The sequence below is a fragment of the Marimonas arenosa genome (assembly GCF_030848945.1).
Classification (GTDB): Bacteria; Pseudomonadota; Alphaproteobacteria; order Rhodobacterales; family Rhodobacteraceae; genus Marimonas; species Marimonas arenosa.
In genome coordinates this window covers 58,090-69,491 of the sequence record NZ_JANHAX010000008.1, presented here as the reverse complement: position 1 = coordinate 69,491, position 11,402 = coordinate 58,090, and the positions used below count along the sequence as shown (strand labels likewise).

General features: G+C 64.7%; 10 protein-coding genes. 4 read left to right on the top strand and 6 right to left on the bottom strand.

What is annotated here, in order from left to right:
* Positions 1 to 30 precede the first annotated feature (30 nt).
* Complete coding sequence (locus tag NO357_RS20270; RefSeq protein WP_306737578.1) at positions 31 to 465, bottom strand: CBS domain-containing protein; 435 nt, start codon at positions 463 to 465, stop codon at positions 31 to 33.
* A 75-nt stretch (positions 466 to 540) separates the two neighbouring features.
* On the bottom strand, positions 541 to 1,368 hold the full coding sequence (bhcR, locus tag NO357_RS20265) for an HTH-type transcriptional regulator BhcR (RefSeq protein ID WP_306737577.1): 828 nt from the start codon (positions 1,366 to 1,368) through the stop codon (positions 541 to 543).
* A 170-nt stretch (positions 1,369 to 1,538) separates the two neighbouring features.
* Between bhcR and bhcA the strand changes: the two genes are divergently transcribed.
* The 4 genes from bhcA to bhcD all read left to right on the top strand — a co-directional run bounded on the left by bhcA (position 1,539) and on the right by bhcD (position 5,869).
* Positions 1,539 to 2,699, top strand: a complete 1,161-nt coding sequence (gene bhcA / locus NO357_RS20260) for an L-aspartate--glyoxylate aminotransferase BhcA (RefSeq protein ID WP_306737576.1) — start codon at positions 1,539 to 1,541, stop codon at positions 2,697 to 2,699.
* A gap of 5 nt (positions 2,700 to 2,704) precedes the next feature.
* On the top strand, positions 2,705 to 3,658 hold the full coding sequence (gene bhcB / locus NO357_RS20255; protein ID WP_306737575.1) for a beta-hydroxyaspartate dehydratase BhcB: 954 nt from the start codon (positions 2,705 to 2,707) through the stop codon (positions 3,656 to 3,658).
* 11 nt (positions 3,659 to 3,669) lie between these two features.
* A complete protein-coding gene (gene bhcC / locus NO357_RS20250; protein WP_306737574.1) occupies positions 3,670 to 4,824 on the top strand; it encodes a 3-hydroxy-D-aspartate aldolase BhcC in 1,155 nt (384 codons plus the stop codon).
* A gap of 85 nt (positions 4,825 to 4,909) precedes the next feature.
* Positions 4,910 to 5,869 carry an iminosuccinate reductase BhcD gene (bhcD, locus tag NO357_RS20245; RefSeq protein WP_306737573.1) on the top strand — a complete coding sequence of 320 codons (960 nt, stop codon included), beginning with the start codon at positions 4,910 to 4,912 and terminating at the stop codon, positions 5,867 to 5,869.
* A gap of 18 nt (positions 5,870 to 5,887) precedes the next feature.
* Here bhcD and NO357_RS20240 read toward each other — a convergent pair whose 3' ends face one another.
* The 4 genes from NO357_RS20240 to NO357_RS20225 all read right to left on the bottom strand — a co-directional run bounded on the left by NO357_RS20240 (position 5,888) and on the right by NO357_RS20225 (position 11,314).
* Positions 5,888 to 6,958: a diguanylate cyclase domain-containing protein gene (locus tag NO357_RS20240; protein WP_306737572.1), complete on the bottom strand. Its 1,071-nt coding sequence runs from the start codon at positions 6,956 to 6,958 to the stop codon at positions 5,888 to 5,890.
* A gap of 3 nt (positions 6,959 to 6,961) precedes the next feature.
* The gene (locus NO357_RS20235; protein ID WP_306737571.1) at positions 6,962 to 7,606 is read right to left on the bottom strand and encodes a heme NO-binding domain-containing protein; all 645 of its coding nucleotides are present in this window, start codon (positions 7,604 to 7,606) and stop codon (positions 6,962 to 6,964) included.
* A gap of 75 nt (positions 7,607 to 7,681) precedes the next feature.
* Positions 7,682 to 9,475 (bottom strand): DUF4153 domain-containing protein, encoded by a 1,794-nt coding sequence (locus NO357_RS20230; RefSeq protein WP_306737570.1) that lies wholly within the window; start codon positions 9,473 to 9,475, stop codon positions 7,682 to 7,684.
* Between the two features lie 198 nt (positions 9,476 to 9,673).
* Positions 9,674 to 11,314 (bottom strand): Na/Pi cotransporter family protein, encoded by a 1,641-nt coding sequence (locus NO357_RS20225; protein ID WP_306737569.1) that lies wholly within the window; start codon positions 11,312 to 11,314, stop codon positions 9,674 to 9,676.
* Positions 11,315 to 11,402 lie beyond the last annotated feature (88 nt).

Below are 11,402 nucleotides of genomic sequence, written 5' to 3'. Positions count from 1 at the left end.
AGACAAATCCCCGCCCCGATGCGTAGAGGATCAGGCCCCGTCGTCGGCGCGCGACGTGCTCATCTCGCGGAAATGCTCGAACATCATGACATATTGCGCCGGGACATCGCGATAGGACAGTAGGCCCACGACCGGACCCGCCTCCATCACCGGCAGGTGGCGGAAAGCATCGCCCAGCTTGGCGACCAGCACGTCGGAAATCGCGTCGCCGAGGTCCACCGTCACCGGATCCGCCGTCATCACCTCGGCCACCTGCGTGGCGTCTGCATCATGGTCCCGTGCTAAGGCTCGGAATACGATGTCGGGCTCCGACAGGATACCGGCCAACCGCGCACCGTCAATCACCGCCAGCGCCCCGACCTGATGTTCGGCCATCAGTTTTGCCGCCGCGCGCAGTGATGCTGTCGGCGCCAAGCTTAAAACTGGCCGGTTTCCCAATAGATCACGGATCGTCGCCGTCGCCATCGTAGCTCTCCTCCAGCGCGCGCCGATCCGTCTTACGTCGCGCAGACACCATGCACAAGCTCCCGGCAGCCGGGATTATCCGCCCATGGCCCGGGTCGCTTCGCCCGCCATGTCGCGCACGATCCGCCCGACCGTGCCCAGCCGCTCGCGCGTCAGGCGAAAGGCCGGCCCCGACACCGACAGCCCGGCCACAGGTTCGCCCCAGGCGTTCATCACCGGTGCCGCGACGCAACGCATGCCTTCGACCGCCTCTTCGTCATCGACACTGTAGCCCTGCTGCCGGATGCGCTCGAACTCGGCCCGCATCGCGCCCAGATCGGTGATGGTGTGCTCTGTCATCCGGTCCATGCCCTGACGTTTCAGAATGGTCTCGGCCCGGTCGGCTGCGAAATGTGCCAGAAGCGCCTTGCCGATGCCCGAGCCATGCATGTTGCTCAGCGTCCCCGGCGGGAAAAACGCCCGGATCGTCTGTGGCGTCTCGACCTGGCTGATGAACATCACTTTCTCGCCCCGCTCGACGCCCAGGTTGGCCGTCTCGCCGGTCTCACGCATCAGCCGCCGCATGATCGGCCGCGTTGCCGCCAGGATATTCGTCCGGTTCAGGAACACGCTACCGATGCGAAACGCTTGCGGCCCGATCTTCCAGATCTGACCGTCTTCCTCGAACTCGACGATCCCGTGACGCTGAAACGTCGACAATGCCCGATAGGTCGTCGTCGCCGCCTGCTCCGCCCGCTCGGACAGTTCCGTTAGAGTCGCGCCGTCGTCCTCGGCCAGCGCCTTAAGGATCCCCAATGCCCGATCCAGCGACTGAATCGTCTTCGCCTCCTCATCCGCACGAAACGCCCGAGGCCGCCCCCGGGCACGTTTCCTTGGGGCGGATTCGGTGGATTTCTTGTCCATGCTACACCTCTTTTTTCAACAGGCGAAAATCTCCCCTCACATATGAAAAACTCTACTGCTTTGTAAAGACACGTTTTTTCGTTTTTTGCACAAAAATGAAAAACTTTTCCGAAAAAATTGTGACCTCTGGGCCCGCGGGATACAAGCGTTGCAAACAACCCGAGGCAGACATGACCAACCCCGTTTTCATCCCTGGCCCCACCAACATCCCCGAGCGCATCCGCAAGGCCTGCGACATGCCTACGCTCGATCACCGCTCGACAGCCTTCAAGGAAATCCTGCCGCCCGCCCTCGCGGGCGTGAAGCGTATCCTTAAGACCGAGACTGGCGAGGCCGTGATCTTTCCCGGTTCTGGCACCGGCGGCTGGGAAGCGGCCATTTCCAACTGCCTGAGCCCCGGCGACAAGGTGCTGGCTTCCGATTTCGGCATGTTCTCGCGCAAGTGGATCGACATGTGTAACCGCCATGGCCTCGACCTCCAGGTTGTTACCGCACCTTGGGGCCAGGGCCTGCCGGTCGACGACTTCGCCACGATCCTCGCGGCCGACACCACCCACGAGATCAAGGCCGTGCTCGCCACCCACAACGAGACCGCTACCGGCGTCCGCTCCGACATCGCTGCGCTGCGCGCGGCTATGGATGCGGCTGGCCACCCGGCGCTCTTGCTGGTCGACGGCGTAAGTTCGATCGCCTCCATGGATTTCCGCATGGACGAATGGGGCGTCGACGTTGCCGTCACCGGCAGCCAGAAAGGCTTCATGCTGCCCGCCGGTCTCGCCATCGTCGGCATCAGCCAGAAAGCCATCTCTGCAATGGAAACCGCGAAGCTGCCGCGCTTCTATTTCGACTTCCGCGACATGCTGGCAATGAACCCCTCGGCAGGCTACCCATACACACCTTCGGTCGGGCTGCTGAACGGCCTCAAAACCGCCATCGACATGCTCGAGGCCGAGGGCCTGGAAAACGTCTTCGCCCGCCATGCTTATATCGCGGAAGGCGTGCGCGCGGCCGTCCGCGCCTGGCATCTGCCGATCTGCGCGGCCTCGCCCGACCTCTATTCGGACACCGTCACCGCCATCGTGGTGCCCAACGGTATCGACGGTAACGCCCTCGTCGCCCATGCCGAGACCCGCTATGATACCTCATTCGGCGCGGGCCTGGGAGACGTGGCCGGCAAGGTCTTCCGCATCGGCCATCTCGGCGTGCTGACCGAGGTGCAGGCACTGGCCGGCATCGCCACTGCAGAAATGGCTATGGCCGATATGGGTATCGGCGTGACACCCGGCGCGGGTACGGCTGCCGCCCAAACCTATTTTTGCAAGAACGGATGAACCTCATGTATATCCCAACATACGATGACATGCTGGCCGCGCATGAGCGGATCAAACCGCATATCCGCCGCACCCAGATCCGCACCTCGGACTACCTGAACGAACTGACCGGGGCACAGCTATTCTTCAAATGCGAAAACTTCCAGGAACCGGGCGCGTTCAAGGTGCGCGGTGCCACCAACGCGGTGTTCGGGCTGGACGACGAGCAGGCGAAGAAGGGTGTGGCCACGCACTCGTCCGGCAACCACGCCTCGTGTCTCAGCTATGCGGCTATGCTGCGCGGCATCCCGTGCAACGTCGTCATGCCGCGCACCGCGCCGCAGGCCAAAAAGGATACGGTGCGCCGTTACGGCGGAAAGATCACGGAATGTGAGCCCTCGACGTCGTCCCGCGAAGAAACCTTTGCCAAGGTGCAGGCGGAAACCGGCGGCGACTTCGTGCACCCCTACAATGATCCGCGCGTGATTGCTGGTCAGGGCACCTGCTCCAAGGAGTTCATGGAGCAGACCGACGGGCTCGATGCCGTGGTCGCGCCGATCGGAGGCGGCGGCATGGTCTCGGGCACCTGCCTGACGCTGTCGACCCTGGCGCCCGAGACGGAAATCTACGCTGCCGAGCCTGAACAGGCCGACGACGCCTATCGCAGCTTCAAGGCCGGGCATATCATCGCCGACGACGCCCCCAAGACCATCGCCGATGGCCTGCTGGTACCGCTCAAGGACCTGACCTGGCATTTCGTCAAGAACCATGTCACCGACATTCTCACCGTGTCCGACCAAGAGATCGTCGACGCGATGAAACTGACCTGGAAACATCTGCGCGTGGTGATGGAGCCCTCGAGCGCCGTCCCGCTCGCCACCATCCTGAAGAACCCCGACACCTTCGCCGGCAAGCGCGTCGGCGTCATCATCACCGGCGGCAATGTCGATCTCGACCGCCTTCCCTGGATGCCCAGTTAAGGAGTTACCCTATGAAAGACCTGCAAGATTACGAAGTCGGCTACGACATCCCCGCCCTGCCCGGGATGGACGAAGCCGACATCCAGACGCCCGCACTGGTGCTCGATCTCGATGCGCTCGAGCGCAACATCAAGAAGATGGGCGACTATGCCCGCGCTCACGGCATGCGCCACCGCGTCCATGGTAAGATGCACAAATCGGTCGACGTGGCGAAGCTGCAAGAGAAACTGGGCGGCGCGGTCGGCGTCTGCTGCCAGAAAGTCAGCGAGGCCGAGGTCTTCGCCCGCGGCGGCATCAAGGATATCCTCGTGTCCAACCAGGTGCGCGATCCGCTGAAACTCGACCGTCTGGCGCAACTCCCGAAACTCGGCGCCCGCACTATCGTCTGTGTCGACGACATCGCCAACGTCGAAGAGCTTTCGCAGGCCGCGCAGAAACATGGCACCGAGATCGAGATTCTGGTCGAGATCGACTGCGGCGCCGGCCGCTGTGGCGTGACCACGACCGAGGACGTGGTGGCGATCGCCAAGGCAGCTCAAGCTGCGCCGAACCTGAAATTCACCGGCATCCAGGCCTATCAGGGCGCCATGCAACACCTCGACTCCTACGAAGATCGCGAGGCCAAGCTCGACACCGCCATCGCTCAGGTGAAAGACGCTGTTGACGGGCTCAAGGCTGAAGGTATCGACTGCGAGCTGGTCTCCGGCGGCGGCACCGGCTCTTACTACTTCGAGTCGAACTCGGGCGTTTACAACGAGCTGCAATGCGGTTCCTACGCCTTCATGGATGCGGACTACGGGCGGATTCTGGACAAGGACGGCAAACGCATCGACCAGGGCGAATGGGAAAACGCCTTCTTCATCCTGACCTCGGTGATGAGCCACGCCAAGGCGGACAAGGCGATCGTCGATGCCGGTCTCAAGGCGCAGTCGGTCGACAGCGGGTTGCCGGTCGTCTATGGCCGCACTGATGTCAAATACATCAAGTGCTCGGACGAGCACGGCGTGGTCGAAGATCCGGACGGCGTTCTGAAAGTGGGCGACAAGCTGCGCCTCGTGCCCGGCCATTGCGACCCCACCGCCAACGTCCACGACTGGTATGTCGGTGTACGCAACGGCAAGGTCGAAACCCTCTGGCCGGTCTCGGCCCGCGGCAAGGCCTTTTGAGATCGCGCGCGGGGGGTCTGCCCCCTGCGCGCCCACTCCGATCTTTATCCACCACCGACCACAGAACCCAAGGAGCGTGCAGCATATGATCATCGTGCCAGAAAAGGAGATCGCCGGGCTGATGACCCCGCAAGCAGCTTTCGAAGCCGTCGAAAAGGTTTTCGGCGCCATGGCGCGGGGGGATGCCTACAACTTCCCAGTGGTGCGCGAAGCGCTGGGCGAGGGCCGGCAATACGGGTTCAAGTCCGGCCTTGACCGGGTGGGCGCCGTGCTGGGCGTCAAGGCCGGCGGTTATTTCCCCGGCAACGCCGGGCGCGGCATCCCAAACCACCAATCCACGGTCTATCTGTTCGATCCCGACAGCGGCAAACCCACTGCGGTGGTGGGCGGCAACCTGTTGACCGCGCTGCGCACCGCCGCGGCGGCGGCGATTTCGATCGACCGGCTGGCGCGCAAGGACGCCAAGGTGCTGGGCATCGTCGGCGCCGGACATCAATCCGCCTTCCAACTCCGCGCGGCGGCGATGGTGCGCGGCTTCGAGAAGGTGATCGCCTGGAACTACCATCCCGAGATGCTGCCAAAGCTGGGCGAAGTGGCAGCCGAGATCGGGCTGCCCTTCGAAGCGGTCGCGCTTGACCGGATGGTCGAGGCGGCCGTGATTATCACGATCACGTCCTCGCCCGCCGCCTCGCTGATGGACGCACACGTTGCCCCCGGTACCCATCTCGCCTGTATGGGCACGGATACGGTCGGCAAGCAGGAGGTCGAGCCGGCGCTCCTCGCCCGCGCCACGGTTTTCACCGACGAGTTGGCGCAGTCTGTCACCCTCGGCGAAGCACAGCATGCCGTGGCAGCAGGGCTGATCGGCGAAAGCGACATCACCGAGATCGGCAAGGTGATCAATGGCGATCATCCCGGGCGGACCGACGATGACCAGCTCACGCTGTTCGACGGAACCGGGGTGGGTCTGCAGGATCTCGCCGTCGCCGCCAGTGTTGTGGACCTGGCCCGCGCCGCCGGCAGCGCGATCGAGGTCGACTTCTGATCGCCTGCGCTGGCGGGCTCAGCCCGCCGCCGCACCTTCTCCTCCCATGTCCGCCGCCTGGCCCAGGCTTGGGTTTTCAGCCGGAGCCGGATCCCGCATCTCCGGTGAAAAGAAGCTGTGTTGCGCCCGTCCCTTGTGCTTCGAGGCATAGAGCGCGAGATCGGCATCAGCCAGCATCTGCGCCGCCTCGGGCCGAGGATAGTCGAGCGACAGCACCGTGCCGGCACTGGCCGAAATCTGCGCCAGTTGGTCACCGAAGGGGATCGGCCGTTCCAACTCGCCGATAATCCGCGTGGCCACGGACTCGAGCCGCCGCGCATCCACCAGCCCATCGAACAGCAGCACGAACTCGTCGCCGCCGACCCGCGCGATGGTATCACCGCTGCGGGTCTGCTCGACCATGATCTGCGCCACCTGTTGCAGAACATGATCGCCTGCCGCGTGGCCCAGCGTGTCGTTCACTGCCTTGAAGAAATCGAGGTCGACATGCATCAGCGCGAAAGGCCGCCCGCCTGCGATCAGCCGGTCGAGCACATGGTCCATCGCACGGCGATTCTTCAACCCTGTCAGCGTGTCGGTAAACGCCTGTTCCTCGGCGGCGACCTTGGCGCTCTGCAACTGTCGGTTCAGCTTGCGCGAGGCCGCCATCGCCGCCGATTTCGCCTCGACCAGATAGAGCATTTCGATGGTCAGGTCGGTGGCCGGGAAATCGCCGGCTAACAGGTCATAATCGCGCACCGCGTCGAGGATCGAGATGCCGAAGGACAGGTTAACCACCGCGCCAGCCGGCGCCTCCCGGCACTCGGTCGACAATGGCATCAACACGCCCTTGAGCGCAGTCTGGATTCCATCTCGGAACCGCATGTGCAGCTTCACCCGGCTCGAGGCCAGAAGGTCGGCCATGCTGCGCACATTGCGTGGTCGGCGCAACTCGAACAGCTCCAGAAACCGCTGGCCGGCCAGTGGCGACTCGGGGCGCAGCTTTTGAAGGGTGGGCCCGGCATGCCGGATATGGCCCGAGGCATCAATGACCAGATGCATCGGGCAAAGAACGTCGAGGATCGGAACCATCGCGTCGGGATCGGTCATCGCTCAATTTCCGTGTCCTGGAGCAACCAGGGCACCAGATGCGCTTGTCGCCTCCGCCGCCCGATCGGCCGTGGCACCCAGGTCGAAGCTGCGGCCTTGGGCAAAACCCGCCTCGATCAAGGTGATGTCCACCACTTCGAACCCGCGCTGGCCGCCGCGATGCTCGAGCAGCGCTAGCGCGCCATAATCGTCGGCCAGACTGCGCAGCATACCGATCATCACCTGCCCGAACCCGTCGATCCGGGCATTCACCGTCAGACTGAAGCGGTCGGCGGCGTGTTCCCGCAGTTCCAGCTGCGGCAGCTCGAGGTCGGATACGGCCAGCCGTGCCCGGTCGGGCAGGTCGTCCAGCGAATGCAGGAATTCCACGAAATCCTCGCCGCCGAAGCGCAGCAGCCGCCGCACGGCTTCAGCATTGGGGTGGCTGACCAGATAGGTGCCGATATCCTCCAGCACTTCGGCGCGCGGCTTGTCCAACACCGTGCAGACGGCCTCAAGCACACGCCGTGTCAACGCCTCTTCGTATACCAGCATCGCTTCGAACTCGGCGAAGGTCAGATCGGCGGCCAGCGCCACCTCGGACCAGCGCTCCGCGCCATAGGTATCGCTCACGAACTGCTGTATCGTCCTGTTGACCAGCCCGTGCATCTGCCCTTTTCCACCTTTGTCACCTTGCTCCTTAGGCAGGATGACTCGGCGGCTGTTAACAAAGACTCAACAAATTCAATTGTCCGGAATTATTACCCGATCGCCAATTTTCAGCGCCTTGAGCCCGGTCGGCACGATCTCGTAGGCGCCATCGAGCACCGCGGCGAGATTCTCCTCTGTCAGGCCCGGGCTAACCCGCTGGGCGCTGGCAAGGCTGGCAACCGCTCGGGCGGCCCCGAACGATTCCAACCGTCCGTCCCGCAGGGCAACGCCCGCGATGTCGACAAACCGTCCGCCACGGTTGAGAAGCACGTAACCGTTGGGCACCCCAAGCCCGGGGCGAAAATCGCCCAGCACCAACACGCAGCCCGCGCGCCCGTCGCGCAGCCGGGTGCGACAGCTCTTGAGCCAGAGGTCGATGATCGGCGCCGGCAGACCACTAAAGGCATTTTCGGGCAGCGTGGCGCCTTCCGGTCGCAGCGGCATCAGCCGCGCCAGCTCGGCGATATGCGGTGCCAGATCGCCCGCATCGATTTGGCGATCATAGGCATAGCGCGAGCCAGCGGTCCGCGCCCGCCCAATCGCCGCGAGCACTGTATCGGCCCCAACTGCCTTGGCTTCTGCTTCCAGTGACACCAGTGCGTCGGTCCCGGCATGGCCCCAACCCTGCGCCAGTTCCCAAAGCGCCATGGTCTGTGGGCTGTCCATGATCGTCAGCGCCCGCTCAAACTGGCTCCGGGCGGCCACCTTCTCAGCGTTCAGCACCGGCGTCAGCCAAAGCATCGACACCGCCACCAGAGCCATCGCCATCAGCCGGTTGGCTTCGCGAATGCGCGCCATCCAAAACTCACCACCGCGCAGCACCAAGGCGGCATAAAGCAGGCCATAGACCATCAGGAAGGCTCCTGACAGAGCTGCCATCAGCCGCGGCGGCGTCCAGCCATATTGTGCCACCCGCAGCCAAACCGCATAGATCGCCAGCCCCGAAAGAATCGGCAGGGCCAGCGAGAAGATCCGCGCCGCCCACACCATCACCGGGGCTTGCGCCGCATCTGCATCGCTGCGGTCGAGCGCGGTGGAAATCAGCGTGATCCCGGCGATCGCCACCCCCATAAGCGTCGCCGCTGCCGAGAAGCTGCCGAACAGCCCGCCCAGCCCCCGCACCGGCAGCGCCAGGATGAACACGGCCACCACCGGCAGGAACATTGGCAACAGCAACCGCAACAAACGGTGGATGAGAAACGGCGAAACATAGTCGCGCAGTTCGTAGATTACGGCCAGCGCCAATCCCAGCACCAGTCCGCTCAGCGCGTAGGGCACGGGGTCGACGCGGAGAAGCTGCTCGATGACATCCAGACCCACCAGCTGCAGCAGTTGGTCCGACAGCATCACGACTGCCCAGAACAGCGCCACGAACAGCCAGGCCGCGGCATAGCGCACCACGATCGTCCAGGCGTTGTCGAACAGCCGCTCATAGTCACGCCAGCCGCCCGGACTCTGCAGCGCCGCGGCCACGAACGGCGTGCCGAGAAACAGGATCGCCCCCCAGGCCAGCACGCCGTGGCCGGCATCAAGGAACCCTTCCATCCTCGGATAGCGGAACGAGGCCCAGAGCAGCAGCACCGCCGCCGGCGCCGCCACCGCCAGCGCCCCTGAAATGGCCCGGATCAGCCGCACCGGCCCGGTCAGCGCCAGGACCACGATGAATGCCCCCATCACCAGCGCGGCACCGAAAAGCAGCCACCGTAGATCGTCGAGCCGGTCGGGCAAAACATCGACGAAGACATAAAGCGCCAGCCCCGCCGCACCGCCCAAAAGCGCCATCGCGGCCCGATCGAGTGCAACCCTTCTTTCCTCGTCCCCGGTCATCGCGGCATTCCTTCTGACGTCCGGCAAAGCTTAGGCTTGGCACAGGCCGCTCACAAGGGCCGGATGCGCCCGGCGGCCGCGGCGTTGCGCCGCCCGGCCTCCGCCGGCACCCTCTTCAGACCGAAGGGCAGTCGCGGTCTTCACCTTCGAACGGATCAGGGGCGGAGTGCCTTCGCCATCGCCGCCGGAGCCCGCGCCTCAGTCGGCGCGCACATCCTCCAGCGCCTCGCTGCGGGCGCCACTCTCCATCACCTCCTCGCGCGACCGCACGATCCGCTCGAGGTGATGCTCGATCCGCCAGGCGTGATAGGCGACACGGTGCAACCATCGTGCCGCATCCATCATCTGCATCGCCCGCCCCGGCGCCAGACCCTTAACGCCCGCCCCTTCGAGAATAGCTGCACGGAATCGCAGCTGATGGCCGCGCATGATTTCCTGCAGATGGTCGAACCACGCCGCCTGGCCACCCAGCGCCGGCGCCTGCAGGCTTTGGGTCAGCCCGCGCCGCAGCACCCGCGCCAGTCGCTTCAACCGGCGCTCGCTCTGGGTCGTGGCCGCACGTTCCTCCTGGCTGATGCGATAACCAAGCCTCGCTAGATGATCGAGAATGTGCAGGATATCCAGATAGCGTGCCAGTACAGGCCCGGTCAGCGAGGCGGCGTTGATCGCCTCCAGGTAAGCCCGGGTCGCGTCCAGCGCCCGGATCCCCTGACGCAGCTGGCTGCCATCGCCGCCCGCCGATCCGCCGGGCGACAGCCGCGCCGCCAGAAGCCCGTACATGTGCCGGGTGATGGCCTCGACGGTGGCCCCCGAGGCATCGACCGCCGCCCCCGGCTGCGCCAGCAGCGCCTTGTCGAGCCGCGCTACCAGCGGCTCGCGCGTCTCCGGCACCAACCGGCGCACCAGAGCAATGAACGGGTCAAGCAGAAGAAGAATGATCACAACGCCGGCGATGTTGAAGACGGTGTGGAAGATCACCAGCCCGTACCGCGCCGCCTCGACGCCGCCGCCGGCGATCCGCGTTTCGGCATAACCGGCCGCGAAGGTCAACAGGACAAACGCCAGCACGCCGGTCAAGATGTTGAAAAGCAGATGCGCTATGCCGGTCTGCCGCGCCGCCACCGACCCGCCCAGCGTAGCCAGCAGCGCCGTGACCGTGGTGCCGATGTTCATCCCGATCACCATCACCGCCGCCTGGCCAAAGCCGATGGCGCCGGCATCGAGCGCCACCAGCGCCGCCGCCACCCCGGCACTTGACGACTGCGTCACCGCCGTGATCGCCGCGCCGATCGCCACCAGTTTCGCCCGGCCCCAGAAGGTGTCGCCCGGCAATTCCGCCGGCGTCAGCACGCCGCTTAAGCCCGCCATGCCCTCCTGCATCAGCGCAATGCCGAGAAACAGCAGGGCAAATCCAGATATCGCCTGCCCCAGAAGATCCATCTTCCGACCGCCGAACAGCCGCATCAGCCCACCGATGAACACGATCGGCAGCGCCGCGATCTCAAGCTCCAGCTTGAACCCCAGCAGCGCCACCAGCCAGCCGGTGAAGGTGGTGCCGATATTGGCGCCGAAAACGATGCCCAGACCCTGGCTGAAACTCAAAAGCCCGGCGCTAACGAAGCCGATTACCGTCACCGTCGTCGCTGACGAGCTTTGCAGGATCGCCGTGACCAGCGTGCCGGCCCCAACCCCCCGCAGCGGCGTGCTGGTGAACCGTCGCAGGATCCGCCGCAGCGATTGCCCGGCCAGGCCTTGCAGCCCCTCAGTCATCAGCACCATACCGAGAAGGAACAGGCCGACCCCGCCCAGTGCCGTCAGAACTCCGCTTGTCTCTCCCATCTTTTGGTCCTGCCGGTCCTGCCTTTAATGACAGTTTTATGACAGAACGCCTATCTTGACCATGGCCCTCGCAGCGGGCAACGGCCGC

Bases quoted from the DNA above. Each gene is read 5' to 3' on its own strand.
- bhcD (WP_306737573.1), top strand. From the start codon at position 4,910: ATGATCATCGTGCCAGAAAAGGAGATCGCCGGGCTGATGACCCCGCAA.
- NO357_RS20225 (WP_306737569.1), bottom strand. From the start codon at position 11,314: ATGGGAGAGACAAGCGGAGTTCTGACGGCACTGGGCGGGGTCGGCCTG.
- NO357_RS20230 (WP_306737570.1), bottom strand. From the start codon at position 9,475: ATGACCGGGGACGAGGAAAGAAGGGTTGCACTCGATCGGGCCGCGATG.
- NO357_RS20240 (WP_306737572.1), bottom strand. From the start codon at position 6,958: ATGACCGATCCCGACGCGATGGTTCCGATCCTCGACGTTCTTTGCCCG.
- NO357_RS20270 (WP_306737578.1), bottom strand. From the start codon at position 465: ATGGCGACGGCGACGATCCGTGATCTATTGGGAAACCGGCCAGTTTTA.
- bhcR (WP_306737577.1), bottom strand. From the start codon at position 1,368: ATGGACAAGAAATCCACCGAATCCGCCCCAAGGAAACGTGCCCGGGGG.
- NO357_RS20235 (WP_306737571.1), bottom strand. From the start codon at position 7,606: ATGCACGGGCTGGTCAACAGGACGATACAGCAGTTCGTGAGCGATACC.
- bhcA (WP_306737576.1), top strand. From the start codon at position 1,539: ATGACCAACCCCGTTTTCATCCCTGGCCCCACCAACATCCCCGAGCGC.
- bhcC (WP_306737574.1), top strand. From the start codon at position 3,670: ATGAAAGACCTGCAAGATTACGAAGTCGGCTACGACATCCCCGCCCTG.
- bhcB (WP_306737575.1), top strand. From the start codon at position 2,705: ATGTATATCCCAACATACGATGACATGCTGGCCGCGCATGAGCGGATC.